Genomic DNA, 24,784 nt, shown 5'->3' on the forward strand with positions numbered 1-24,784 from the left:
TTCACCCTTCTCAGGAGGTGTCGTACGACTGCCCGAATGGCCGGAACGGAACGTCACGACGCGTCGATGAACCGGTCGAGCACCCGCACGCCGAACTGCAGCCCGTCCACCGGGACGCGCTCGTCCACACCGTGGAACATGCCGGCGAAGTCCAGCTCCGGGGGCAGCTTCAGCGGGGCGAAGCCGAAGCCGCGGATGCCGAGGTCGTCGAAGGACTTGGCGTCGGTGCCGCCGGAGAGCATGTACGGGATGGCCTTGGCGGTCGGGTCCTCGGCGAGCAGCGCGGACTGCATGGCCTCGACCAGGGCGCCGTCGAAGCTGGTCTCCAGGGCCTTGTCGGCGTGCACGTCCTCGCGGCGCACGTGCGGGCCGAGCAGCCGGTCGAGGTCGGCGAGGAACTCCTCCTCGTGGCCGGGCAGGAAGCGGCCGTCGATGTGGGCGGTGGCCTCGCCCGGGATGACGTTGACCTTGTAGCCGGCGTTCAGCTGGGTGGGGTTGGCGGTGTTGCTCAGGGTGGCGCCGATGAGCTTGGCGATACCGCCGAGCTTGGCGATGGTGGCCTCCATGTCCTCCGGGTCCAGCTCGGTGCCGAGCGCGTCGCCCAGTTCGTCGAGGAAGGCGCGGGTGGTCTTGGTGACCCGCACCGGGAACCGGTGACGGCCGACCCGGGCGACGGCCTCGGACAGCTCGGTGATGGCGTTGTCCCGGTGGATCATCGAGCCGTGCCCGGCGGTGCCGGCCACGGTCAGCTTCATCCAGTGCATGCCCTTCTCGGCCGTCTGGATGAGGTAGAGCCGCCGCTGGTCGTTCACGGTGAAGGAGAAGCCGCCGACCTCGCTGATCGCCTCGGTGACGCCCTCGAACAGCTCGGGGTGGCGGTCGACCAGGTAGCGGGCGCCGTAGGTGCCGCCGGCCTCCTCGTCGGCGAGGAAGGCGACCACGATGTCCCGCGGGGGCCGGCGCCCGCTGCGCAGCCGGTCCCGGACGACCGCCAGCGTCATGGCGTCCATGTCCTTCATGTCGACGGCCCCGCGTCCCCACACGCAGCCGTCCGCGATCTCCCCGGAGAAGGGGTCGTGGGTCCAGTCGACCGCGTTGGCCGGTACGACGTCCAGGTGGCCGTGGATGAGCAGCGCGGGCCGGGACGGGTCCTCGCCCTCGATGCGGGCCACCGTGGAGGCGCGGCCGGGGTGCGACTCGTAGATCTTCGGCTCCAGGCCGACCTCGGCGAGCTTCTCGGCGACCCACTCGGCGGCCCCCCGCTCGCCGGGGCCGGAGTGGTCGCCGTAGTTGCTGGTGTCGAACCGGATCAGCTCGCGGCAGAGGTCCACGACCTCGTCCTCGCCGGTGACGCTCCTGGCCGTGTCCGTCTCGCTCACGTGCTTCCTCCCGCTGTCACTGCCGATGGTCCCGCCACTGCTGGGGGGTCCTTCTCATCCTCTCTCCGGCCCCGCCCCGGGCCCAAGACCGGGCCCGGCCTGTGACACGCCGTTCACGCGCGTCCGGCTCCGGGGACGGGGGGTGATCAGCCACCCCGGAAAGCCTGGTAATGTTTCCTTCGTCGCCGCGAGGGAAACCCCGCCGAAAAGGGAAACCTCGCACGACAGACACCTTGTCCGGGTGGCGGAATGGCAGACGCGCTAGCTTGAGGTGCTAGTGCCCTTTATCGGGCGTGGGGGTTCAAGTCCCCCCTCGGACACCAGCAAGGCCCCTGCTTCGGCAGGGGCCTTTCGCGTGCCCGGGTCCGGCTTCCTAGACTTGTGGGGTGGCCCGGGCCAACGACGAGGTCGAGGCGATCCTGCGGGAGTACGCCGACCTCATCGCGATCACCGGAGGCGATGCCTTCAAGGCACGCGCCTACGAGAAGGCGGCGCGGGCGATCGGGGGGTATCCGGCGGACGTCTCGACGCTGGACGCCGAGGGGCTGCGGGAGATCCCGCACGTGGGCCGGTCGATCGCCGACAAGGTGGCCGAGTACCTGCGCACCGGGAAGATGGCGGCGGTCGAGGAGCGCCGGGCGAGGATCCCCGCCGGGGTGCGGGAGCTGATCACGATCCCGACCCTGGGGCCGAAGAAGGCGCTGCGGATCTACGAGGACCTGCACATCTCGTCGGTGGGCGAGCTGGCCGCGGCCGTCGAGGCGGACGCGCTGGCCGATCTGAAGGGCTTCGGCGAGAAGACGCAGGACAACATCCGGCACGGCATCGAGCTGCTGCGGCGGGCGGGCGCGCGGCTGCCGCTGGCGCCGGCGCTGGACACCGCCGAGGAGATCGTCGCGCAGCTGTCCGGGGTGTCGGGCTGCGAGCGCTGCGCGTACGCGGGTTCGCTGCGCCGGATGCGGGAGACCGTGGGCGATCTGGACGTGCTGGTCGCGGCGCGGCGGTCGGCGCCGTTCATGGACGCGCTGTGCGGGCTGCCGGTCACCGCGGAGGTGATCGCGCGGGGCACGAAGAAGACGTCGGTGCGCACCGGCACGGGGCTCCAGGTCGATCTGCGGGTGGTGCCGCCGGAGTCGTGGGGCGCGGCGATGCAGTACTTCACCGGGTCGAAGGCGCACAACATCCGCACCCGGGCCCTCGCGGTCCGTCAGGGGCTGAAACTGTCCGAGTACGGCGTGTTCGACAGCGGGAGCGGGGAGACGGTCGCGTCCCGCGGGGAGGAGGAGGTGTACGCGCGGCTCGGACTGCCGTGGATCCCGCCGACCCTGCGGGAGGACCGCGGGGAGATCGAGGCGGCGCTGCACGGCGGGCTGCCGGAGGTGGTGCGCGAGCGGGACATCCGGGGCGACCTGCACACGCACACCGATCTCACGGACGGTCTGGCCTCGCTGGAGGCGATGGTGGAGGCGGCCGCCGAGCGTGGTCACGCGTACTACGCGGTCACCGACCACGCGCCCCGCCTGTACATGCAGCGCATGACGGACGAGAAGATCCTCGCCCAGCGGGAGCGGCTGCGGGAGCTGGACGGCACCCGGCGCCGGATGCGGCTGCTGCACGGCACGGAGCTGAACATCGGCCCGGACGGGGAGGTGGACTGGCCGGAGGAGTTCCTGGCGGGGTTCGACCTGTGCGTGGCCTCGCTGCACTCGCACTTCGACCTGGGCCGCGAGGCGATGACGCGGCGGCTGGTGCGGGCCTGCGAGAACCCGTACGTCAACATCCTCGGCCACCCCACGACCCGGCTGATCGGGAGGCGGCCGGGGGTCGACGCGGACTGGGACGAGGTGTTCGCGGCGTGCGCGCGCACCGGTACCGCGCTGGAGGTCAACGCCCAGCCGGACCGGCTGGACCTGTGCGACGAGGACATCCTGCGGGCCCGGCGGCACGGGGCGAGGTTCGCGGTGAACACCGACGCGCACTCCGTCCCGCACCTCGCGCAGCTGCGCTACGGGGTGGGGACGGCGCAGCGCGGCTGGCTCACCGCGGAGGACGTGATCAACACCTGGCCGCTGACCCGGCTGCGCCGGTTCCTGCGCAAGGGCGGACGGGCCTGAGGGGCCGGGTTCACGGTGCGGGCCGTACCGTCAGCGTGCCGTCGTCGGCGGGTACGACCCGGGTGCCGAGGGGGCGGGCGTGTCCGTCGAGGACGGTGCACAGCCAGGCGGTGTCCTCGGCCGGTGCGTGTTCCAGGCGCAGCCGGCGGGCCCGGAGCGGCACCATCCGCAGGCCGGTCAGCCGGCCGGTGCCGGGTTCGACGGACGCCAGGTACAGCAGGCGCAGGTCGTCGCGGTAGCGCTCGTGGCCGCCGATGCCCTCGTAGTCGTCGACGAGGTCGCCGCAGCCGTACAGGACGAGCCGGTCCCGGTAGATCTCGGGCGGGCGCGGATGGTGGGAGGAGTGCCCGTGGACGAGGTCGGCGCCCGCGTCGACGAGCGCGTGGGCGAAGCGGACCTCGGCGCGGGAGGGGGTGTGACCCCAGTTGGGGCCCCAGTGGACGGAGGCGACGACGAGGTCGCCGGGCTGCCGTTCGGTCCGCCGCAGGCGGTCGGCGAAGTCGGTGGCGGCGGCCGTGGTGGGCGCGGTGACGAGGGCGACACCGGGCCGTCCGGCGGTGGCGGCCCAGTCGTGCGGGATGCCGCTGGAGGGCATCCCGAAGGCGAGGACGAGGACGCGTCCGTCCGGCCGCAGCGGGACGGCCGCCGGGCGCCACGCCTCCTGTGCGTCCCGGCCGGCGCCGGCGGTGCGCAGCCCGGCAGCGGCGAGGGAGTCCAGCGTCTCCCGCAGGCCGGTGGGGCCGAAGTCGAGGACGTGGTTGTTGGCGAGGACGCACACGTCGGGGCGGGCCGCGGCGAGGCAGGGCAGGTTGTCGGGGTGCATCCGGTAGTGGACGGCCTTGCCCGGGGCGAAGGTGCCGTCGCGGGTGACGGCGGTCTCCAGGTTGATCACCCGTACGTCCGGTGCGGCCCGCTCCAGGACGGTGAGTGCCTCGCCCCAGGGCCAGGCGGGGTCCGCGGGCCGGGGGACGGGTCCGTTCGCGGCCTCGGCCAGGGCGACGTAGTCCCGGGCGTCGCGGACGTGGTCCTCCCGCAGGCCCGGGTCGCCGGGGTGCGGGAGGATCTGGTCGACGCCCCGGCCGAGCATGACGTCGCCGGCGAGGAACACGGTGACGGTCTTCCGGCGCATGGCCGCGGGACTACACGTGCGCGGGTGCCATGTGGTCCGTGAACCAGTCACGTGCCAGGTCGGTCACCCGCTCCAGCGCGCCGGGCTCCTCGAAGAGGTGGCCGGCGCGAGGGACGATCTCCAGCCGGTTCTCGCACGGCAGCCGGGTCTGTGCCTCCCGGTTGAGTTCGAGGACCAGCGGGTCGGCGCCGCCGACGACGAGCAGGGTGGGTGCCCTCACCTCGGCGAGCCGGGGTCCGGCGAGGTCGGGCCGGCCGCCGCGGGAGACGACGGCGGCGGGTCGCGCGTCGGGCTCGGCGGCGGCCCAGAGCGCGGCGGCGGCGCCGGTGCTGGCGCCGAAGTAGCCGAGGGCGAGCCCCTCGGCGTCGGGTTCCTCGCGCAGCAGGCGGGTGGCGGCGAGCAGGCGGCCGGCCAGCAGGGCGATGTCGAAGACGTTGCCCCGGTCGGCCTCCTCGGCGTCGGTGAGCAGGTCGAACAGCAGGGTGCCGAGCCCGGCCCGGTGCAGTCCCCCGGCGACGAACCGGTTGCGTGGGCTGTGCCGGCTGCTGCCGCTGCCGTGGGCGAACACGACGACGCCGGTGGCGCCGTCGGGCAGGGTGAGCCGTCCGCCCAGCCGGGTGCCGCCGGCGGTCACGGTCACCTCGCGGTCGGTGGAGCGGGCGCCGGCGGTGTGCCGGTGGCGGCTCGCGGCCCGGCGCAGGCAGGCGGTGACCTCCTCGTCCTCGACCTGGGTGAAGTCGCCGTAGAACTGGCCGACGGCGGCGAAGTCCCACGGGTTCTCCAGGCTGACCAGGTCGTCGGCGTCCCCGCCGAGGCGCCGGGCGAGGTCGCGGGGGGCCACGGGGACGGCCAGGACGATGCGGGCCGCGCCGCGGGCGCGGGCGATCCGGCAGGCGGCCCGTGCGGTGGAGCCGGTGGCGACGCCGTCGTCCACGACCACGGCGGTCCGGCCGGCGACGGAGACCGGGGGTGTCGCGCCGCGGTAGCGCGCGGCCCGGTCGTGCAGCACCCGGCGCTCGCGTTCCTCGACCAGGTGGAGGTCGTCCGGTGAGACGCCGGTCCCGCGCAGCACCTGCTGGTTGATGACGCGGACGCCGTCCTCGCCGATCGCCCCCATGCCGAGTTCGGGCTGGTAGGGCACGCCGAGTTTCCGTACCAGGCAGACGTCCAGGGGGGCGTCGAGCGCCGCGGCGACCTCGGCGGCGACGGGCACGCCTCCCCGGGGCAGTCCGAGCACCACCACGTCCTGGCCCCTGAGGTACTCCAGGCGTTCGCCCAACCGCCGTCCTGCTTCGAGGCGGTTCGTGAACACGGCGGCCTCCCTCACTCCCGGGGCAGCCAGAGCGGTGCCGGGCCGTCCGTGTCGGCGGCTCCCGTCGCCTTCATGTCGCCGTCGGCGGCGCGCAGCAGCATGCGCCCCATGGCGATGAGGGCGCGTCCGGCGGCGAGTTCGTCGCCGATCTCCGGGATCGCCTGGTCGTAGGGGTTGCGGCGGGCCTCCGCGTGGCTCTCCATGACGTTGTCCCCGGTGTCGAGGATGATCCGGGCGGTGGTGTCCGGATCGTGCTCGGACAGGTACAGGTTCAGCCGCCACTCCTTGACGGCGGGAGGACGGCCGCTCATCGGTCCGGTCATCGTCCGTCTCACCTCCCGGGCTGCGCCGCGCTGCTCTTCCACTGTGCACCCGGCCCGGGACGGACGCCTCCCCTGCTCCGGGCAGAATGGGGGGATGACCTCGCGCACCTGCCCCTGCGGGCTCCCCCTGACCTACGACGCCTGCTGCGGGCGTCTCCATGCGGGGACCGCCGCCGCGCCGACCGCGGAGCTGCTGATGCGGTCGCGGTACAGCGCGTTCGTGCGGGGGGACGCGGGGTATCTGCTGCGCACCTGGCATCCGCGGACCCGGCCGGAGCGGCTGGACCTGGACCCGCGGATGCGGTGGACGGGGCTGGAGATCCTGGACACCCGCGACGGGTCCGCCTTCCACGGCACGGGCACGGTGACGTTCCGCGCCTCCTACCGGGGCGGCTCGCTGCACGAGCGCAGCCGGTTCGAGCGGGTGGACGGGGCGTGGGTGTACGTGGACGGGGAGTTCCTCGACTAGTTCCGGGCGCGGTCAGATGGCGTACGGCCAGACGGTGAGCATGTAGGCGCCGTACCAGCAGCCGAAGAGCGCGCCGCCGCCGAGGGCGATGACGGCGGTGCGGGTGCGCGCGCGGGCGAGGGCGCGGGCGGCGGGGACCAGGAAGAGCAGGGCGGGCAGGACCAGACGCAGCTTGGAGTGGTAGAAGCTGCTCTGCCCGAGGGCCAAGACCAGGATGCCGGCGCCGTAGACGAGCAGGGGCGGCCAGGTGCTGCGGTGGCAGGTGACGAGGGTGGCGTCGACGACGGCGAGCAGCAGGACCGCCGTGCTCACGGCGACCCAGCCGTCACCGCTGGTCAGTGTCTGGACGAGGAAGCGCAGGAAGGACCTGCCACCGTCCCAATGGGTGTCCCAGCCGGCTCGCTGGATGGCGAACCAGGCGTCGGGCCGGCCGGTCCTGCGGGCCACCCACCACAGATAGCCGGGTGTCCCCGTGCAGGCGAGCGCGACGGCCGCGAGGGGGCGCGGGGCGAGACGGCGGGTCCGGACCAGGCGGAGGGCGGCGGCGACGGCGAGGGCGGCCGCGGTCGCCACTCCGGCCGGCCGTGTCAGTCCGGCCAGCATGGCGAGGGCGCCCGCGGTGAGCCAGGATCCCCGGCGGACGGCCAGCAGGGTGCCCGCGGACAGGGCGAGGAACAGCGACTCGCTGTAGGCCATGACGAAGACGAGGGACATGGGCTGCACCGCGGCCAGCAGCAGGACGGTGACGAGGGCCGTACGGCGGCCGTACAGCCGGGTCATCAGGAGGTGGACGACGACCAGCGCGGCGGCGAAGGCCAGGTTCGCGGTGACGATCGCGGCGGTGCCGGGGTCGAGGCGGGTGACGGTGTGGACGGCGCGGACGAGCAGCGGGAACAGGGGGAAGAAGGCGAGGTTGTTGCCGGCGGGCCGGGCCGGGAGCGTCTCGGTGAAGCCGGTGGGATAGCCGTGCGCGGCGATCTCCGTGTACAGGCGGCCGTCCCAGGCGAGCAGCCGGTCCCGCAGGCCGGGCCCGCCCGGCGGGATCATGACCGCGAGGACGGCGAGGTGCAGCAGCGTGGTGGCGCCGTAGACCATGAGTGCCGGGCGTACCGCCCGCAGGGTCCGGGGGCCGGGCAGGCGGATGGGCTTCTTCGGCAGCGCCTCCTGGAACCGGCGCGGGACGCTCCGGGGCAGGCGATGTCTCACCTCGTTCCTCACCGCCTCGGGTCGTGGGCGGCCGTGTTTCGATACTGCGCCCGGCCCGCGCCCGCGGCGACTTCTCCACCGTGGGTCCGGTGGACGAGCGGGTGGGGCCTTGCCCGCGCCGCCCCGCGCGGGCCCGGCGGCCGCCGCGGGCGGTGGCTTTGAGTGGTAGCCGGGGCGCGGCGGTAGGACCCTGTGGGAATGGGCCTCGTCGGAGAGGCGGCCCGGCGATGAGCTGGCTGTCCCAGCTCAATCCCGAGGTCGCGCACGTGATCGGGGGGTTCGTCGGCGTCGCGCTGCCGTGCGTGTACGCGGGGCTGGTGATGCTGGTCCGCAAGCTCCGCGGGAGGCCGGTCGGCGGCCTGCCGCGGAAGGACGGCTAGGGCGCCAGGATGTCCAGTTCCTGCAGGGCGCCCACGGTGATCTGCCGGGTCAGTTCCTCGGCGCGGGCGGCGTCGCCGGCGCGGACCGCCTCGGCGACCCGGACGTGCAGGGTGACGGCCGCGGGGTCGGGTTCCTCGAACATGACCTCGTGGTGGGTGCGGCCGGCCAGTACCTCGGCGACGACGTCGCCGAGCCGGGCGAACATCTCGTTGCCCGACGCGGTGAGGACGACCCGGTGGAAGGCGATGTCGTGGACCAGGTACTGCTGCAGCCTGTGGCCGCGTGAGTTGGCCACCATGCCGAGCGCGCACTCGGTGAGTTCGGCGCACTGCTCGGCGGTGGCGTGCTGCGCGGCGAGGCCGGCCGCGACGGGTTCGACGGCGGAGCGCAGCACGGTGAGCGAGCGCAGCTGGTGCGGTCGGTCGGCGCCGGCCAGGCGCCAGCGGATGACCTGCGGGTCGTAGACGTTCCACTCGGCCTTGGGGCGCACGGTGACGCCCACGCGGCGGCGGGACTCGACCAGGTGCATGGATTCCAGGACGCGGACCGCCTCGCGCATCACGGAGCGGGACACCTCGAAGTGCTGTGCCAGCTCGTCGGTGCGCAGGACGCTGCCCGGCGGGTACTCGCCCGCCGTGATCGCGGGGCCGAGGGTGTCCAGTACATGGCCGTGCAGCCCCCGGCCCGGTGTGCTCATGCACTCAGAGTACGGCGTGGATCACAGGCGCAAAAAGTCAGACTTATATGTCACAGACTCTTGAATTAGTCGTACCTAATGGGTTTCAGTGTGGCGACGCCGCAGTGGCGTCGGATGTCGAGGAAGACAGCGAGGCAGTGATGCGAACCCCCCAGGTCGTCGTCGTGATGGGCGTCGCGGGGACGGGCAAGACCACGATCGGTCCCCTGCTCGCCGCGCGGCTGGGCGTCCCGTACGCCGAGGGCGACGACTTCCACCCGCAGGCCAACATCGACAAGATGTCGGCCGGGATCCCGCTCGACGACGCCGACCGGTGGCCGTGGCTCGACGCCATCGGGCACTGGGCGCACGGCCGGGCCGGACTGGGCGGGGTGGTCAGCAGCTCGGCGCTGAAGCGGTCGTACCGCGACCGGCTTCGGGCCGTGGCCCCCGGAATCGTGTTCGTGCACCTCACGGGCGACCGGCAGCTGATCGAGGACCGGATGCGGCAGCGGCAGGGCCACTTCATGCCCACCGCGCTGCTGGACTCGCAGTTCGCCACGCTCCAGCCGCTCCAGCCGGACGAGGCGGGCGTCGCCGTGGACGTCAGCGGCAGCCCGCAGGAGATCGCCGAGCGTGCCGTCCGGGCCCTCGCCCCGCTTCCCGACACCGCGGGCAGCGCTCAGTAGCGCCCGTCAGTACACCCCCGTCACCGCAAGGGAACCCCCGTGACCAGACTCAGCGTCGAGATGCTGGCAGCGGACGCACCTGCGCCGATCACCTCCGCCGGACACGCCCAGCTGGGCATCGCCGTGCTGGTGGGCATCGCCGTCATCGTCCTGCTCATCACCAAGTTCAAGCTCCATGCCTTCCTGGCACTGACCATCGGCTCGCTGACCCTCGGTGCGGTCGCCGGGGCACCGCTGGACAAGGCCATCACCAGCTTCACCACCGGGCTCGGCTCCACCGTGGCCGGCGTCGGCGTCCTGATCGCGCTCGGGGCGATCCTGGGCAAGCTGCTCGCCGACTCCGGCGGCGCCGACCAGATCGTGGACACGATCCTCGCCAGGGCCGGTGGCCGGGCGATGCCCTGGGCGATGGTGCTGATCGCCTCCGTGATCGGCCTGCCGCTGTTCTTCGAGGTCGGCATCGTGCTGCTGATCCCGGTGGTGCTGATGGTCGCCAAGCGCGGCAACTACTCCCTGATGCGCATCGGCATCCCGGCGCTGGCCGGGCTGTCCGTGATGCACGGCCTGATCCCGCCGCACCCCGGCCCGCTGGTCGCCATCGACGCGGTCAAGGCCAACCTGGGCGTCACCCTGGCGCTCGGCATCCTCGTCGCCGTTCCGACGGTGATCATCGCCGGCCCGCTGTTCTCGAAGGTCGCGGCCCGCTGGGTCGACGTGCCGGCACCCGACCGGATGCTGCCGCAGCGCGCCTCGGAGGAGCTCGAGCGCCGTCCGGGCTTCGGCGCGACGCTCGCCACCGTGCTGCTGCCGGTGGTGCTGATGCTGGCCAAGGCACTGGTGGACATCGTCGTCGACGACCCCGCGCACACGACCCAGCGGGTCTTCGACGTCGTCGGCTCCCCGCTGATCGCGCTGCTCGCCGCCGTGATCGTCGGCTTCTTCACGCTGGGCCGGCCCGCCGGGTTCACCAGGGACCGGCTCCAGCAGACCGTCGAGAAGGGCCTGATGCCCATCGCCGGCATCCTGCTGATCGTGGGCGCGGGCGGCGGCTTCAAGCAGACGCTGATCGACTCCGGCGTGGGCCAGATGATCCTGGACGTCTCCCGGGACTGGTCGATCCCGGCGCTGCTGCTGGCCTGGCTGATCGCGGTGGCGATCCGGCTGGCGACCGGCTCGGCGACGGTGGCGACGGTCTCGGCGGCCGGTCTGGTCGCGCCGCTCGCGGCCGACATGTCGACCACGCACGCGGCGCTCCTCGTCCTGGCCATCGGCGCGGGCTCCCTCTTCTTCAGCCATGTCAACGACGCCGGCTTCTGGCTGGTGAAGGAGTACTTCGGACTGAGCGTCGGGCAGACCGTGAAGACCTGGTCGCTGATGGAGACGATCATCTCGGTGGTCGCCGGCGGTCTGGTCCTGCTCCTCTCCCTGATCATCTAGGGGTACGGCGGAGACGGCTCACCCCCTCTGCGGCGTCAGCGGCCGTCCGGCCCCGGTCGCCACAAGGGGTGGTGCCGCTCCGCCCACTCCGTCGTCACCGACCCCGTGCGCAGACCCCTTCTCGCCTCGGGGTCCCCCAGGGCCATGCCGACGTGGCCCGCGAGAACCACGCCGATGGTCAGGGCCAGCCAGTCGTGGACGAAGGTCGCCGAGGTGCGCCACATCAGCGGGGTGAGGTGGGTGAACCACATCATCAGGCCGGTGCCGAGCATGACCAGGGTCGCGCCGGCGATCCAGGCGGCGTAGATCTTCTGGCCGGCGTTGAACTTGCCGGCGGGCCGCGACGCCCGGCGCCGGTCGCGGCGCAGGGCGGCGCGCAGCCAGACCCGGTCGTGCGGGCCGAAGCGGTTGAGGAACCGCAGGTCGGCGCGGAAGGCACGGGAGGCCAGGCCCAGCAGGACCGGCACCGGCAGGGCGAGGCCCGCGTACTGGTGGATCCGTACGACCAGTTCGCGGCGGCCGACCAGGACCGCCAGCTGCGGGATGTACAGGGCGGCGGCGGTCAGGACGCACACGCCCATCAGCGCGGCCGTGGTCCGGTGCACCCACCGTTCGGCGCGGCTGAAGCGGGGGACGCGGGTGTTCGGCGGGGCCGGGGTCTCAGCTCGTAGGGTCATCGGTCCGTCCGTTCGAGCGGCCGACCCAGGCGTCGACGTCGTAGCCGAGGTCCTCCCAGTAGCCGGGCCGGACCCGGTCGGTGACGGTGATCCCGGAGAGCCACTTGGCGGACTTGTAGAAGTACATGGGGGCGACGTAGAGGCGGACCGGGCCGCCGTGGTCGTGGCCGATGTCCTTGTCCTGCATGCGCAGGGCGACCAGGACGTCCGGGCGGCGGGCCTGGTCGAGGGTGAGGCTCTCGGTGTAGGTGCCGTCGAAGCAGGTGAAGCGGAGGGCCTTGGCGGAGGGGCGGACGCCGGCCGCGTCGAGCAGGTGGGAGAGCCGTACGCCCTCGAAGGGGGTGCCGGGGACCCGCCAGCCGGTGACGCACTGGACGTCCCTGACCAGCCGGGTCCGCGGCAGGGCGCGCAGCTCGGCGAGGGTGTAGCCGCGTGGCCGGTCGACGAGGCCGTCGATGGTGAGGCGGTAGTCGGCGGCGGTCCGGTGCGGGACGGAGGCCGCGACGGAGTAGTAGCGGAAGCCGCCGCCGTTGGGCAGCAGACCGGTCAGGCCGGTCGGGTCCCGGCCGGCGACGCCACCGAGGAGGCCTTCCAGGCCGCGTTGCAGCCCGGGCGCCGTGACCACGCCGAGGGCGCCCAGGCCGAGGGTGCCGAGGAAGACGCGGCGGCCGATGGGCCGGCCGTCCTGCTCGCGGTCCGGCTCCTCGGCGTGTCCAGGGTTCACGTCCCCCGGTCGTTCAGGGGTCATGTCCCCGGATTGTTCAGGGTTCACGTAGTCATTCGAGCACTCGGGGCCGCGCGGGGCCAGATGGTCGGGTCACCGGTCAGAATTCCGTAATCACTCGCTCCCCCCTTGGTACGTCCCGCGGGGCCCCGTGTCTCACTGCCCGAGCGCGCGGGTGCGGGCCGCGTGGAAGGCGGCCGCCGGGTCGGGGTACGCGTACGCCCAGGGTTCCCGGGTGGCGTGGTCGCCGATGCGCTGGAACAGGGCCGCCGCCTCGGCCGGTCGGCCCGCGCAGGTGAGGGCGAAGGCGAGGTGGTTGAGGTCGATGTGGCGGCGGGGGTGTTCGTCGTGCTCCCACTCCAGCCACCAGTCGAAACAGGCACGCAGGACGTGCCGGGCGCGCGGGCCGGACCAGTGGCCAAAGGCGGCGGGGCCGGCCGGGGCCAGGCCGGTGGCGGCGAGCACCCGGTAGCGCTCGGCATGGGCGACCACGGGCAGGACGGCCAGCGGGGAGTCGGCGGGGGCGTCGGCGGCGGCGCGTTCGGCGAGGTCGTACACCTCGTGGGCCTCGCCGCGGCCGGCCGCCGGCCGTTCGGCGAGGCGGGCGATCAGCAGGTGGTGGGCGTGGTGGTGCTCGGGGTGGCGGTGGCGCAGTTCGGTGAAGGCGCCGAGCACCTCCCGCTCGGGGCCGAGGGCGCGGGCGAGCAGCAGCCGGCCGAGCCAGGGGGTCGGGTCGGCGGGGGCGAGTGCGGCGGCCGTGTCACAGGCCTCGCGGGCCCGGCCGGGCTCCTCCTTGCCGCGCAGGGCCCGGTGGACCAGGGCCAGGGCGAGGAGCGCGGTGGCGTCGGCCGAGCCGGGCTCGGCGGCCAGCCAGTCGGACGCCCAGGCGGCGGCGTAGGGGGCCTGGGCGAGCACGGTGAGGCGGTGGCCGCGACGGTCCCAGTCGTCACCGGTGTGCACGAGCAGGGAGCGGGCGGCCTGCCGTCGGCCCTGGGCCAGGGCGGCCCGGGCGGTGCGCAGTTCGGCGTCGTCGAGGGCGGCGTCGAAGGCGCCGGAGTCGTCCTGGGCGGTGTCGCCGGACGGATCCGTGAGGGCCCGGCGCGCGCCGAGCAGAGGCGGGAGAGAAGGCACCGCGGGACTTCCTGTTTCTCGGGCTGCCATCGACCGATCACGCACAGCAAACCCGCAGCCAAGGGTGGCGTCAAGCGGAACGGAGGTCTTACCAGCTTCAACCTCCGCGCCGGCAGCGGCACTTGGGGGACACGGCGCAGGTGGGCGAGGCCGTGGGGCGACCGGGGCCGGGAATTTCCCCCTGGCCTATGCCACCGCTTTCCGGGCCGACCGCCCCGACTTCCGGAACGTACGGCAGGACTCCGCCCGGGCCGGTGCGGCAGGACTCCCGCCGGGCCCGTGCGGCGGCCACGGGCCGCTGTGGCGTGCGGCGGACACGGGCCGCTGTGGCGTGCGCCATGCCCGCGCCGTCTGTGGCGTACACCATGGCGCCGCGCGTCCCGGCACCACACCATGGCGAGTCAACCGCCCGGTTCCGGGTACTTTCGGGGCGATACCGTGCCCGGGGCGCTACAGTCGGCCACTACCCGCCCGTGGTCCGGCCGGATGATCGAGGTACACATTGTCCGTACTGGTTCTCCTGCTCGCCGTGAGCGCGGCCTGCTGCCTGGGCTTCGGCTTCGTCCTCCAGCAGAACGCGGCGCAGCGGGCACCGCTCGGGGACTTCCTCTCCTTCCGGCTGCTGCTCGACCTGATGCGGATGCCGCGCTGGCTGGGCGGGCTCGGGCTGATGGTGGCGGGCATGGTGCTCGGCGCGGTCGCCCTCGGCAAGGGCGAGATCTCCCTGGTCGAGCCGCTGCTCGCGACCAACCTGCTGTTCGCCCTGGCCCTGTCCCGGCTCCAGACCAAGCAGGCCCTCGGCCGCCAGGGCTGGACCGGTCTGCTGCTGCTCGCGGGCGGGGTGAGCGCGTTCATCATGGCGGGCGAGCCGCGCGGCGGCTCGGCCGTCGCCGATCCGCTGCGGCACTGGCTGATCATCGGGGCGGTGGTGGGCGCGGCCCTGCTGCTCACGACGTACGCCAAGCGCTCCCGGCTGAGCTGGGGCCCGGTGCTGCTGGCCCTGGCGGCCGGGTTGCTGTACGGCGTCCAGGACGCGCTGACCCGGGTGAGCGGCACTCTCTTCTCCGACGGCGGCCTCACCGAGCTGCTCACCGGCTGGCAGCCGTACGGCGTGGTGGCGTGCGGGGTGACCGGTCTCGTCCTGGTGCAGAGCGCGTTCGAGACGGCCCCGCTGCGCATGTCGCTGCCCGCGCTCACGGCGGCCGAGCCGCTCGCCGGGATCCTGTGCGGGGTGGGCTTCATGGGCGACCGGCTGCGCACCGACACCGGGGCGCTGGCCTGGGAGGCGGCCGGGCTCGCGGCTGTGGTGGCGGGCATCGTGCTGCTCGGGCTGCATCCCGCGATGCCCTGCGGCACGGCGGAGGCGGAGCGTGCGCAGACCCTCCAGCGCCGCTGAGTCGGCCGCCCTGCTTGGATACCCGCATGAACCCTGCTGACGAGATCCTCGACATCGTCGACGAGCACGACCGGGTCGTCGGCCAGTGCCCGCGCGGCGAGGCCTACGCGCGCGGGCTGCGCCACCGCTGCGTGTTCGTCCAGGCCCGGGACGCGGCCGGCCGGCTCTTCGTGCACCGGCGCACCGCCACCAAGCTCGTCTTCCCCTCCCTGTACGACGTGTTCGTCGGCGGGGTGGTCGGCGCGGGCGAGTCGTACGACGAGGCGGCGCTGCGGGAGGCCGAGGAGGAGCTGGGCGTGACCGGGCTGCCCCGGCCGACGCACCTGTTCACGTTCCTGTATGACGACGGCGCCGGGAACAGCTGGTGGTCGGCGGTGTACGAGGTGCGCTGCGAGCTGCCCGTGCGCCCGCAGCCGGAGGAGGTCCAGTGGCACGCCTTCCTGCCGGAGGAGGAGGTCGAGCGGCGGCTCCGCGAGTGGGAGTGGGTGCCGGACGGGCTGGCGGCGTACGAGCGGCTGCGGGCGTTCCGGGCGGCCCGGTGACCGCCCGGTAGGGTCGGCCGCGTGAGCGAATTCGTACGGAACATCCGGCTGTGGTTCGCGCCGGAGCGGGTGCGGGACGAGGGCGGTACACCCGACTACCGCTTCTCGCTGGCCAACGAGCGCACCTTCCTCGCCTGGCTGCGCACCGCGCTGGCGCTGATCGGCGGCGGATTCGCGGTGGACCAGTTCCTGCCGGACCTGCGCTGGGCGTGGCGGGTGGGCCTCGCCCTCGCCCTGCTCGCGGCCGGCGTGCTCTGCTCCCTGCGCGCGGTGAACCACTGGGTGCGCTGCGAGCGGGCCATGCGACGCGGCGAGGACCTGCCCGCGTCCCGCTTCCCGGCCCTGCTGAGCCTGGTCGTGGCGGTGGTGGCCGTCGCGATGGTCGTGGTGGTGCTGGTCGGGTGGGCGGGGTGAGCCACCGTGAGGCGGCCGCCGAGCGGGACCCGGGACTCCAGCCGGAGCGCACCCGGCTGGCCTGGCGGCGTACGACCCTCTCGGCGACCGTGGCCGCGGTGCTCGCCGTGAAGACCGCGCTGCACGGGCGGGTGCCGGCCGCCGGGATCGTCGCGTGCGCGGTGTGCGGCGCGCTGTGGCTCGGCTTCCTGTGGGTGGCCCAGCACCGCGTCCGCGCCCTGACGGCCGGCCCCCGCCCGCCCGCGCTGGCGCCCCGGCACGCGACGGCGACGGCGCTGTGCGCGGTGGCGCTGGCGGTGTGCGCGGCGGTGCTCGTCGTCTAGGGCCTCTCGCGTCGACGCGATGGGGGTGCCCGCGCGAGCGACGTCGAGCGTGGGGAGTCGACAACCGACGACAACGCGCGGAGGTGCGTGCCAGACCCCGCGACCCCGGCAAGATCCGGAAGGGAGGCCCTGGGGCCGCCCCTCCTCCGGCTCCCCGCCCACCGTGACGACGATCTTGCCGCGGGTGCGGCCCTCCTGGTTCGGCCGGTACGCGCCCGCCGCGCGCTCCAGCGGGAACGTCTGCTCGACGTGGACGGAGAGGGCTCCCTGGTCGGCCAGTTCCGACAGGTGGCGCAGGTCCTCGGCGTCCGGGCGGACGAAGCAGTACCGGCCGCCGTGGCCGAGCACCGCGGGGTCGGCGATCGACGCCGGCCGGCCCCCCGGGGCGAGCAGGCCGGCCGAGGTCTTCAGGGTGTCGCCGCCGATGGTGTCGAAGACGGCCGCCACGCCCCCGGGCGCGATCCCGCGGACCCGTTCGGCCAGGCCCTCGCCGTACGCCACGGGCTCGCCGCCGAGCGTGCGGACGTAGTCGTGGTTGCGTTCGCCGGCCGTGCCGATCACGCGGGCGCCGAGGTGGGCGGCGATCTGGACGGCGAGCGAGCCGACCCCGCCGGCCGCCGCGTGCACCAGGACGGTCTCGCCCCGCCTCACCTGCAGGGCCTTCACCAGCACCTGGTAGGCGGTGAGCCCGGCCGGCGGGAGCCCGGCGGCCTCCTCGAAGGACAGGGTGCGCGGCTCGCGGGCCAGGGTGCGCACGGGCGCGGCGACGTACTCGGCGAAGGTGCCCCGGGAGAGGAAGTCCTCGCGGACGTAGCCGATGACCTCGTCGCCGGCGGCGAACTTGGTGACGGCGGGGCCGGGCTGGACGACCACCCCGCTGACGTCCCAGCCGGGGATCACGGGGAAGACGGCGTCGAGGACGGGGTCCAGGTGGCCCTCGCGGCACTTCCAGTCGACGGGGTTGACGGCCGCCGCGCGCACCCTGACCAGGACCTGGTCGGGGCCGACCTTGGGGTCGCGCAGCTCGCCGTACTCCGGCACCTCCGGCCCGCCGTAGCGGCGGTAGCTGATGCCCTTCATGCCCTCGACCCTCCGGGGTACTCGCGCGCCACACGATCGGGATGCCCTGGTACGCGGCTTTCGCGTGGCAGTCTTCCGACGTCAGGGACCCCGCACCCCCCGAAGGTGAGCACCATGACCACCCCTCACCAGGAACACGCCGAGCACGGGACGCACCGCCACGGGCCGGACTGCGGGCACAGCGCCGTACCGCACGGCGACCACGTGGACTACGCGCACGACGGCCATCTGCACCGGGAGCACGCGGGCCACTGGGACGAGTGCGAACCGGCCGGGCACGCCGTGCACGAGGCCCATGAGCACGTGCACCACGACGAGTGCGGGCACGCGCAGGTGCCGCACGGCGACCACGTGGACTACCTGCACGGCGGGCACCGGCACGCCGAGCACGGGGACCACTGGGACGACCACTGACCCCGCGGAGACGGGACGACCACCAAGACGGCCACCGGCCCGGCGGAGGCGAGGGCCGACGGCTCCCCGGCAGCGCGCCGGGGGGCCGTCGGCCTATCGTGGCTCCGGTCACGTTCGGCCGGATCTTCGCCGCGCGCACTGGACGACATACCGACCGGTCGGCATCATGAGTCGGGTCCTGTTCACCCTGTCGTAGGAGTGATGTATGAGCGCCGACCACCCGCCCGGACTCGACCTGGACCGGCTGCGCGCCCTGCTCGACCGCGAGCGTCCCGGTCTGGTGAACGGCCCCCTGACCGGACGGCTGATCGAGGGCGGACGGTCGAACCTCACCTACGCGCTCTCCGACGGCACGTCGAAGTGGGTCGTCCGCCGGCCCCCGCTCGGCCACGTCCTGGCCACCGCGCACGACATGAAGCGCGAGCACCGGGTCATCGACGCGCTGTACCCGACCCGGGTGCCGGTTCCCCGCCCGCTGCTGCTCTGCGAGGACGAGGAGGTGCTCGGGGCGCCCTTCTACGTCATGGAGTTCGTCGAGGGCACGCCGTACCGCACCGCCGGCCAGCTCGCGCCGCTCGGCGCCGAGCGCACCCGGAACGCGGTGCTGTCCCTCGTGGACACGCTGGTCGAGCTGCACGCGGTGGACCCCGCCGAGGTGGGCCTCGCCGACTTCGGCCGCCCGGAGGGCTTCCTCGACCGGCAGCTGCGCCGCTGGGGCAAGCAGCTGGACGCCTCCCGCAACCGCGACCTGGCCGGCATCGACGAGCTGCACGCGGCCCTCGGCCGTGCCCTGCCCGCCTCCCCCGCCCCCACCGTCGTGCACGGCGACTACCGGCTCGACAACGTCCTCATCGGGGACGACGACCGGATCAAGGCGATCCTCGACTGGGAGATGTCGACGCTCGGCGACCCGCTCACCGACCTCGGTCTGCTGGTGATGTACAGCCGGCCGCTGGACATGGCCGACTCCCCCGTCTCCACCACCGCCGAGGCCCCGGGGCACCCGTCCCCCCGGGAGCTGGTCGAGCGGTACGCCGAGCGCTCGGGGCGCGACGTCTCGGCCGTCTCCTGGTACACGGCGTTCGCCTGGTTCAAGCTCGCCGTGATCCTGGAGGGCATCCACTACCGGTACACGCTCGGCCAGACGGTCGGCCGCGGCTTCGACCGCATCGGCGACCTCGTACCCGTCTTCATCCACCACGGACTGACCACGCTTCAGGAAGGCTGACGGCACATGGACTTCGCGTTCGACGCGCGCACCGAGGAACTGCGCGCCAGGCTCCTCGCCTTCATGGACGAGCACGTCTACCCGGCCGAGGCGGTCGCGGAGGAGCAGCGGGCCGCCCTCGCCTCCCCCTGGGACACCCCGGCCGTGGTGGAGGAGCTGAAGGCCGAGGCCCGCCGGCAGGGCCTGTGGAACCTCTTCCTCCCGGACGCCGAGTACGGCGCGGGGCTGACCAACCTCCAGTACGCGCCGCTCGCGGAGATCACCGGCCGCTCCCCGCACCTCGCGCCCACCGCGACCAACTGCGCCGCGCCCGACACCGGGAACATGGAGGTGCTGGCGCAGTTCGGCACCGAGGAGCAGAAGAAGCAGTGGCTTCAGCCGCTGCTGGCCGGCGAGATCCGGTCGGCGTTCGCGATGACCGAGCCGGAGGTGGCCTCCTCGGACGCCACCAACATCACGACACTCATCGAACGGGACGGCGACGAGTACGTCGTCACCGGGCGCAAGTGGTACATCTCCGGGGCGATGAACCCGGACTGCGGGATCTTCATCGTGATGGGCAAGACGGACCCGGACGGGGCGGACATCCGCCGCCAGCAGTCCATGGTCCTCGTCCCGCGCGACACCCCCGGCGTCACGGTCGAGCGGGCCATGCGGGTCTTCGGTTACGAGGACCACTCCCACGGCGGCCACGCCGAGGTCGTCTTCGACCACGTGCGCGTGCCGGTGGCGAACCTCGTCGGCGAGGAGGGCGGCGGCTTCGCGATCGCCCAGGCCCGGCTCGGCCCCGGCCGGATCCACCACTGCATGCGGCTGATCGGCATGGCCGAGCGGGCGATCGAGCTGATGTGCCGGCGGGCCGTGGGCCGTACCGCGTTCGGCAAGGCGCTGGCCCAGCAGGGAGTCGTGCAGAACTGGATCGCCGACGCCCGGGTCACCGTGGAGCAGCTGCGGCTGCTGGTGCTGAAGACGGCCTGGCTGATGGACACCGTCGGCAACAAGGGCGCCCACACGGAGATCCAGGCCATCAAGATCGCCACCCCGCGCGCGGTGGTCGGCATCCTGGACCGGGCGATCCAGCTGCACGGCGCGGGCGGGGTGAGCCAGGACTTCCCGCTGGCGGAGCTGTACGCGAGCGCCCGGACCCTGATGCTCGCCGACGGCCCCGACGAGGTGCACCAGCGGTCGCTGGCCCGCCGGGAGCTGAAGAAGTACCTCTGAGGCGTCGGGCACCTCGCAGGCCGGCCGGCCTCCGAGGTGCCCCGGCCTGTGAGGCCGGCCGGCCTCCGGGTCCGCTACGGCCGCAGGGCGCGCAGGAGCAGGTCGGCCAGGTGGTCGGCCACCTCCTGCGGGCCCATCGGGCCGTCGGGCCGGTACCAGGTCGACAGGTGGTGGACCGAGCCGAAGTGGTAGTCCACGATCAGGTCGGCCGGGGTCGCCGTGGAGAAGACGCCCGCCTTCTGCCCCTCCTCCACCAGCGCCCGGAAGCGCTCGTGGTAGCGCCGGCGCTCGGCCCGGACCTGCTTGTTCTTCTCCGGGCTCAGGTGGTGCATCGACCGGAAGAAGATCATCGCGTCGTCGAGGTTCTCGATCGTCGTGACGACGACGTCCGCCGCCGCGTCCCTGAGCCGCTTCTCCACGGGCTCGTCGGCGTTCGCGAAGGTGTCCAGCCGCTCCTGCTGGAGGCGCAGCACGCGCGCGTACACCTCGTGCAGCAGGTCGTCCTTGGAGCCGAAGTAGTGGTACAGCGCCCCCTTGGTGACGCCGGCCGCCTCCACGATCTCCTGCACGGAGGTCCGGTCGTAGCCCTGCTCGGCGAAGAGCCGGGTGGCGGCGGCCAGCAGCCGCTGCGGGACGGGCGTACCGTCTCCGTCCGTCGTCCTGGGCACTGCCGCCACCTGCCTTTCCGTGATGTTCACTCGGTGTTCCGGGAACGCAGTTCCCGACGGAGGATCTTCCCACTCGCCGTCTTGGGCAAGTCGGGCAGGACCTCGACCTGCCGGGGGTACTTGTAGGCGGCCAGTCTCTCCTTGCAGTACCCGGCGAGTTCGTCCGGGTCCGCCTCCGCGCCCGGACGGAGGCTGATATAGGCCTTGACGGTCTCGCCACGGTACCCGTCGGGCACGCCCACGACGGCCGCCTCGCGCACCGCCGGGTGCGTGTAGAGGACGTCCTCGACCTCGCGCGGCCACACCTTGAAGCCGGACGCGTTGATCATGTCCTTCTTGCGGTCCACGACGTACAGCCAGCCCTGCTCGTCCATGAACCCGATGTCGCCGGTGCGCAGCTCGCCGTCCGGGAAAGTCTCCACGGTGGCGTCCGGGCGCCGCCAGTAGCCGGGCACCACCTGCGGTCCGCGGACGGCGATCTCGCCCTGCTCGCCCAGGGGCACCTCCGCGCCCTGTTCGTCCAGGATCCGCACGAGCGTGTCGGCGCCGGGCAGGCCGACGGAGAGGGTCCCGGAGCCCGGGTCGACGGGGGCCTCCAGGTGGGGCGGGACGGCGGCGCAGGGGGCGGTGCACTCGGTGAGGCCGTAGCCGACCCGGATGTACGGCCCGAAGCGCTCCCGGAACCTCCGCACCAGGGCCGGCGGCACGGGCGCGCCGCCCGAGGCGAGGTCCACGAAGGAGGCGAAGTGCTCGGGGGCGGCGTCCGGGTGGGCGGCGAGCGCCATGTAGGCGGTGGAGGGGCCGACGGTGTAGTGCGGGCGGTGCTCGGCGAAGGCCTCCAGCACGACGCCGGGGTCGAAGCGGTAGGTGAGCACCAGGGTGCCCGCGCTGCTCAGACAGGCGCCGAACTGGCAGACCATGCCGGTGATGTGGAAGAGCGGGGCGAGCGCGTGGAAGACGGGCGCCTCGGGCAGGCCGAGCCCGGTGGCCAGCCGCTCGGCGTTGTGCATGATGTTGGCGTGTGTGTTGGTGGCGCCCTTGGGCGTGCCGCTGGTGCCGGAGGTGTAGCTGATCAGCGCGATGTCGTCCGGGCGCGGCAGGAGGCCGTCGGGGGCCCGGCCGCCCTGCCGGGCGACGGCCACCAGGTCCTCGGTGTCCGGGGGCTGGGGCAGCCGCTCGAAGCCCAGCACGCGCGCATCGTTACGGTTCTGGAAGTCCCGCTCGCACGCGGTGAGCACGATCCGTACCGGCGAGCCAGCGACCGTCTCCCTCAGGTACGACTCCCAGGCCCGGTCGGAGCAGATCAGCGCGGCCACCTCGCCGTCCCGCAGGACGTGCGCCACCTCGGCCGACTTGTACATGGGGTTGACCGGGACGACGGTCGCGCCCGCCTTCCAGGCGCCGAGCACGGCCAGGACGAAGTGCGGGGAGTTCTGCAGCAGGACGGCCACCCGGTCGCCGCGTTCCAGGCCGCGCGCGACGAGGCGGGCGGCGACGGAGTCGCTCAGCTCGTCGACCTCGCGGTAGTCGAGCCGGGCGTCGAAGTAGGCGAGGCAGGGCCGGTCGGGGGCCTCGGCGACGGCGTCGCGCAGGGCGTGCACGAGGGAGTCGGCGGGGTCGAGCGGGGCCCGCTGGGCCTCCGTCAGCAGGGCGAGCCAGGGGCGGGCGGCGTAGGGGGAGGCGGTCACCGGGCGGCCTCCCACTTCTGCTGGATGTGGTTCATGGTGGCGAGCCAGCGGTCGGGTTCGCCGGCCCGCGCCTGGTAGAAGCCGGCGACCTCCGGGTGCGGCAGGATCAGGAAGCGGTCCTCGGCGATGCCCTCGAACAGGGCGTCGGCGACCTCCTCCGGCGCGATCGCGGTCGGCTGGAGCACCAGGTCGCCGGCGCTGCCGGTGGCGGCCAGCATGTCGGTGCGCACGCCCTGCGGGCAGATCGCGTGGACCCTGACCCCGCGGTGCCGGTACGTCAGCGACAGCCACTCGGCGAAGGCGTAGGCGCCGTGCTTGGTCACGCTGTAGGAGGGGGCGCCGATCATCGTCAGCAGCCCGGCGGCGGAGACGGTGGAGACGAACCGTCCGCGGCCCCGCTCCAGCCAGTCGGGCAGCAGTGCGTGGGCCGCGCGGACGTGGGCCATCAGGTTGACGTCCCAGGAGGTCGCCCAGGTCCTCTCGTCCAGGGTGCCGTCGAGGCCGCCGTCCTCGAAGGCGACGCCCGCGTTGGCGCAGTAGACGTCCACCGTGCCGCCGAGCGCGTCCCGGGCCTCGGCGACGATCGCGGAGGCGTCCCCGGGGACGGCGGTCCCGCCGATCTCCTCGGCCACCGCCTTCGCCTTCGCGGCGTCCAGGTCGTTGACCACGACCCGGGCCCCCTCGGCGGCGAACCGCCGGGCCAGCGCGGCCCCGATCCCACCGCCCGCTCCGGTGACGACCACTCCGGCATCCTGCACGGCTTCCACCATCGGTCTCCTTCGACACGACTTTCGCGCGGCGCGCGTCGGCTCTGGTCGGCCCAGACTAACCGGTCGGTATGTGTGAAGGAAGGGGAACTGCCTCAACCTGAGGGCGCGGGGAACCGCGCGACCAGCCGCACACGGCCCGCACGTGCCCACCCACCGGAGGACCCCATGCACCTGTCCCGACGGACCCTTCTCGCATCGACGACGACAGCGGCCCTCCCGGCCGCCCCCCGGCACCGCGGCCGTCTCCGCACCGGCTTCGAGAGACTCGCGGCCGACGGTTACGCGGTACTGCGCGGCCAGCGCGTCGGCGTCGTCACCAACCCGACCGGCATCACCCGGGCGACCGAGCACATCGTCGACGTGATGCACCACGACGGCCGGGTCGAGCTGACGGCGGTCTTCGGCCCCGAGCACGGCTTCCGGGGCACCGCGCAGGCGGGCGGCTCCGAGGGCCGCTACGACGACCCCGCGACCGGCCTGCCGGTGTACGACACGTACCTGAAGAGCGGTCGGCCGCTCGCCGACGTCTTCACCGCCTCCGGTGTCGACACCGTCGTCTTCGACATCCAGGACGTCGGCGCCCGCTTCTACACGTACATCTGGACCCTGTACGACTGCATGGAGGCGGCCCAGCTCGCCGGGAAGCGCTTCGTCGTGCTGGACCGGCCGAACCCGGTGACCGGACGCGAGGCCCAGGGACCGGTGCTGCACAAGGAGTTCGCCACCTTCGTGGGCCGGCAGCCGGTCGCACAGGCGCACGGGATGACCGTCGCGGAGCTGGCCCGCCTGTTCAACGGGGAGTTCCTGACCACGCCGGTCCCCCTGGAGACCGTGACCATGACCGGCTGGAGCCGCTCCGCGTTCTACGACGCCTCGGGCCTGCCCTGGGTGCCGCCGAGCCCGAACATGCCCACCGCGGACACCGCGCTGGTGTACTCCGGCACCTGCATGTTCGAGGGCACCAACCTCTCCGAGGGGCGCGGCACGACCCGGCCGTTCGAACTCCTCGGTGCCGAGGGGCTGGACGGCCGCTGGGCCGCCGCCGCGAACGGTCTGGGGCTGCCCGGGGTGCGGTTCCGGGAGGCGTACTTCACACCCACGTTCTCCAAGTTCCAGGGCAGGACCGTCGGCGGGGTCCAGATCCACGTGACCGACCGGGCCGCCTACGACCCCGTGCGCACCGGTGTCGCGCTGCTGGTGACCGCCCGGAAGGTGTGGAGCGGCTTCGCCTGGCGGTCCGACCACTGGATCGACAAGCTCACCGGTTCCGACCGGGTGCGCACGATGATCGACGCGGGCGCCGGCACCGACGAGGTGACGGGGGCCTGGCAGGAGGAGCTGGCCGCGTTCCGGCGGGTGCGGAAGGGGTATCTCCTGTACACGTAGCGCACCT

Annotated in this window: 25 protein-coding genes, 1 tRNA gene and 1 pseudogene; 14 read left to right on the forward strand and 13 right to left on the reverse strand. The window is 73.5% G+C overall.

Translation table 11 applies throughout. The annotated features are described in order from the left end of the window. Positions 1–53: 53 nt before the first annotated feature. Entirely contained in the window at positions 54–1,379 is a 1,326-nt protein-coding gene (locus tag ACZ4VF_RS26510; protein WP_467929013.1) for a M20/M25/M40 family metallo-hydrolase, read from the reverse strand. Positions 1,380–1,614: 235 nt separating this feature from the next. Here ACZ4VF_RS26510 and ACZ4VF_RS26515 point away from each other — a divergent pair. After that, positions 1,615–1,702 (forward strand) — tRNA-Leu (locus ACZ4VF_RS26515). Positions 1,703–1,765: 63 nt separating this feature from the next. Next, positions 1,766–3,493, forward strand: a complete 1,728-nt coding sequence (gene polX / locus ACZ4VF_RS26520; protein ID WP_467929014.1) for a DNA polymerase/3'-5' exonuclease PolX — start codon at positions 1,766–1,768, stop codon at positions 3,491–3,493. Positions 3,494–3,503: 10 nt separating this feature from the next. Here the strand turns inward: polX and ACZ4VF_RS26525 are convergent, their stop codons facing one another. From ACZ4VF_RS26525 to ACZ4VF_RS26535, 3 genes are read right to left on the reverse strand one after another with little or no spacing between them, the layout of a single operon-like run. Then, positions 3,504–4,622 carry a CapA family protein gene (locus ACZ4VF_RS26525; protein WP_467929016.1) on the reverse strand — a complete coding sequence of 373 codons (1,119 nt, stop codon included), beginning with the start codon at positions 4,620–4,622 and terminating at the stop codon, positions 3,504–3,506. A gap of 10 nt (positions 4,623–4,632) precedes the next feature. Next, complete coding sequence (locus ACZ4VF_RS26530) at positions 4,633–5,934, reverse strand: phosphoribosyltransferase family protein (protein ID WP_467929017.1); 1,302 nt, start codon at positions 5,932–5,934, stop codon at positions 4,633–4,635. 11 nt (positions 5,935–5,945) lie between these two features. Next, complete coding sequence (locus tag ACZ4VF_RS26535) at positions 5,946–6,257, reverse strand: dsRBD fold-containing protein (RefSeq protein ID WP_467929018.1); 312 nt, start codon at positions 6,255–6,257, stop codon at positions 5,946–5,948. A 94-nt stretch (positions 6,258–6,351) separates the two neighbouring features. On the opposite strand from ACZ4VF_RS26535, the gene ACZ4VF_RS26540 reads away from it, so the two are divergent. After that, complete coding sequence (locus ACZ4VF_RS26540; RefSeq protein WP_467929019.1) at positions 6,352–6,726, forward strand: YchJ family protein; 375 nt, start codon at positions 6,352–6,354, stop codon at positions 6,724–6,726. A 12-nt stretch (positions 6,727–6,738) separates the two neighbouring features. Here ACZ4VF_RS26540 and ACZ4VF_RS26545 read toward each other — a convergent pair whose 3' ends face one another. Continuing rightward, positions 6,739–7,932, reverse strand: coding sequence for a hypothetical protein (locus ACZ4VF_RS26545; protein ID WP_467929021.1), 1,194 nt, complete (start codon positions 7,930–7,932; stop codon positions 6,739–6,741). A gap of 227 nt (positions 7,933–8,159) precedes the next feature. On the opposite strand from ACZ4VF_RS26545, the gene ACZ4VF_RS26550 reads away from it, so the two are divergent. Then, complete coding sequence (locus tag ACZ4VF_RS26550) at positions 8,160–8,312, forward strand: hypothetical protein (RefSeq protein ID WP_467929022.1); 153 nt, start codon at positions 8,160–8,162, stop codon at positions 8,310–8,312. Here the strand turns inward: ACZ4VF_RS26550 and ACZ4VF_RS26555 are convergent. Continuing rightward, positions 8,309–9,010, reverse strand: a complete 702-nt coding sequence (locus tag ACZ4VF_RS26555; protein WP_467929023.1) for a FadR/GntR family transcriptional regulator — start codon at positions 9,008–9,010, stop codon at positions 8,309–8,311. The genes ACZ4VF_RS26550 and ACZ4VF_RS26555 overlap by 4 nt on opposite strands. A 140-nt stretch (positions 9,011–9,150) precedes the next feature. Here ACZ4VF_RS26555 and ACZ4VF_RS26560 point away from each other — a divergent pair, with 140 nt between their 5' ends. Together ACZ4VF_RS26560 and ACZ4VF_RS26565 are read left to right on the forward strand one after the other, a co-directional pair. Next, complete coding sequence (locus ACZ4VF_RS26560; protein ID WP_467929024.1) at positions 9,151–9,678, forward strand: gluconokinase; 528 nt, start codon at positions 9,151–9,153, stop codon at positions 9,676–9,678. A gap of 39 nt (positions 9,679–9,717) precedes the next feature. Continuing rightward, positions 9,718–11,115: a GntP family permease gene (locus ACZ4VF_RS26565; protein ID WP_467929026.1), complete on the forward strand. Its 1,398-nt coding sequence runs from the start codon at positions 9,718–9,720 to the stop codon at positions 11,113–11,115. A 35-nt stretch (positions 11,116–11,150) separates the two neighbouring features. Here ACZ4VF_RS26565 and ACZ4VF_RS26570 read toward each other — a convergent pair whose 3' ends face one another. From ACZ4VF_RS26570 to ACZ4VF_RS26580, 3 genes are all read right to left on the reverse strand, one after another. Further along, complete coding sequence (locus ACZ4VF_RS26570; protein ID WP_467929027.1) at positions 11,151–11,792, reverse strand: cytochrome b/b6 domain-containing protein; 642 nt, start codon at positions 11,790–11,792, stop codon at positions 11,151–11,153. Then, entirely contained in the window at positions 11,776–12,540 is a 765-nt protein-coding gene (locus ACZ4VF_RS26575; protein ID WP_467929028.1) for a molybdopterin-dependent oxidoreductase, read from the reverse strand. Before ACZ4VF_RS26575 ends, ACZ4VF_RS26570 begins: the two co-directional genes overlap by 17 nt. A 132-nt stretch (positions 12,541–12,672) precedes the next feature. Further along, a complete protein-coding gene (locus ACZ4VF_RS26580) occupies positions 12,673–13,647 on the reverse strand; it encodes a hypothetical protein (RefSeq protein ID WP_467929030.1) in 975 nt (324 codons plus the stop codon). 502 nt (positions 13,648–14,149) lie between these two features. Here ACZ4VF_RS26580 and ACZ4VF_RS26585 point away from each other — a divergent pair. From ACZ4VF_RS26585 to ACZ4VF_RS26600, 4 genes are read left to right on the forward strand one after another with little or no spacing between them, the layout of a single operon-like run. Next, on the forward strand, positions 14,150–15,043 hold the full coding sequence (locus ACZ4VF_RS26585; protein WP_467929032.1) for a DMT family transporter: 894 nt from the start codon (positions 14,150–14,152) through the stop codon (positions 15,041–15,043). A gap of 26 nt (positions 15,044–15,069) precedes the next feature. After that, on the forward strand, positions 15,070–15,585 hold the full coding sequence (locus ACZ4VF_RS26590) for an NUDIX domain-containing protein (protein ID WP_467929033.1): 516 nt from the start codon (positions 15,070–15,072) through the stop codon (positions 15,583–15,585). 21 nt (positions 15,586–15,606) lie between these two features. Then, on the forward strand, positions 15,607–15,999 hold the full coding sequence (locus ACZ4VF_RS26595) for a YidH family protein (protein WP_467929034.1): 393 nt from the start codon (positions 15,607–15,609) through the stop codon (positions 15,997–15,999). Further along, the gene (locus ACZ4VF_RS26600; RefSeq protein WP_467929035.1) at positions 15,996–16,322 is read left to right on the forward strand and encodes a DUF202 domain-containing protein; all 327 of its coding nucleotides are present in this window, start codon (positions 15,996–15,998) and stop codon (positions 16,320–16,322) included. The genes ACZ4VF_RS26595 and ACZ4VF_RS26600 overlap by 4 nt, the downstream gene beginning before the upstream one ends. Positions 16,323–16,472: 150 nt before the next feature. On the opposite strand, the pseudogene ACZ4VF_RS26605 reads toward ACZ4VF_RS26600, so the two are convergent. Continuing rightward, positions 16,473–17,402: pseudogene (locus ACZ4VF_RS26605) on the reverse strand (NADP-dependent oxidoreductase); the annotation flags it as partial. Between the two features lie 114 nt (positions 17,403–17,516). Here ACZ4VF_RS26605 and ACZ4VF_RS26610 point away from each other — a divergent pair. The 3 genes from ACZ4VF_RS26610 to ACZ4VF_RS26620 all read left to right on the forward strand — a co-directional run bounded on the left by ACZ4VF_RS26610 (position 17,517) and on the right by ACZ4VF_RS26620 (position 20,265). Further along, positions 17,517–17,816 (forward strand): hypothetical protein, encoded by a 300-nt coding sequence (locus tag ACZ4VF_RS26610; RefSeq protein WP_467929037.1) that lies wholly within the window; start codon positions 17,517–17,519, stop codon positions 17,814–17,816. A 205-nt stretch (positions 17,817–18,021) separates the two neighbouring features. Then, positions 18,022–19,044, forward strand: coding sequence for a phosphotransferase family protein (locus tag ACZ4VF_RS26615; RefSeq protein ID WP_467929038.1), 1,023 nt, complete (start codon positions 18,022–18,024; stop codon positions 19,042–19,044). A 6-nt stretch (positions 19,045–19,050) separates the two neighbouring features. Continuing rightward, positions 19,051–20,265, forward strand: coding sequence for an acyl-CoA dehydrogenase family protein (locus tag ACZ4VF_RS26620; protein WP_467929039.1), 1,215 nt, complete (start codon positions 19,051–19,053; stop codon positions 20,263–20,265). A 74-nt stretch (positions 20,266–20,339) separates the two neighbouring features. Here ACZ4VF_RS26620 and ACZ4VF_RS26625 read toward each other — a convergent pair whose 3' ends face one another. Genes ACZ4VF_RS26625 through ACZ4VF_RS26635 form a run of 3 tightly spaced genes read right to left on the reverse strand, consistent with a single transcriptional unit; the run spans position 20,340 to position 23,391 of the window. Next, positions 20,340–20,933: a TetR/AcrR family transcriptional regulator gene (locus ACZ4VF_RS26625; RefSeq protein ID WP_467929041.1), complete on the reverse strand. Its 594-nt coding sequence runs from the start codon at positions 20,931–20,933 to the stop codon at positions 20,340–20,342. A gap of 26 nt (positions 20,934–20,959) precedes the next feature. Continuing rightward, positions 20,960–22,621 carry a class I adenylate-forming enzyme family protein gene (locus tag ACZ4VF_RS26630; RefSeq protein WP_467929042.1) on the reverse strand — a complete coding sequence of 554 codons (1,662 nt, stop codon included), beginning with the start codon at positions 22,619–22,621 and terminating at the stop codon, positions 20,960–20,962. After that, the gene (locus tag ACZ4VF_RS26635) at positions 22,618–23,391 is read right to left on the reverse strand and encodes an SDR family oxidoreductase (protein WP_467929043.1); all 774 of its coding nucleotides are present in this window, start codon (positions 23,389–23,391) and stop codon (positions 22,618–22,620) included. Before ACZ4VF_RS26635 ends, ACZ4VF_RS26630 begins: the two co-directional genes overlap by 4 nt. Before the next feature lie 165 nt (positions 23,392–23,556). Between ACZ4VF_RS26635 and ACZ4VF_RS26640 the strand changes: the two genes are divergently transcribed. Beyond that, positions 23,557–24,777 carry an exo-beta-N-acetylmuramidase NamZ family protein gene (locus ACZ4VF_RS26640; RefSeq protein ID WP_467929045.1) on the forward strand — a complete coding sequence of 407 codons (1,221 nt, stop codon included), beginning with the start codon at positions 23,557–23,559 and terminating at the stop codon, positions 24,775–24,777. Positions 24,778–24,784: the final 7 nt, after the last annotated feature.

Source organism: Streptomyces sp. NPDC029151, assembly GCF_055564315.1.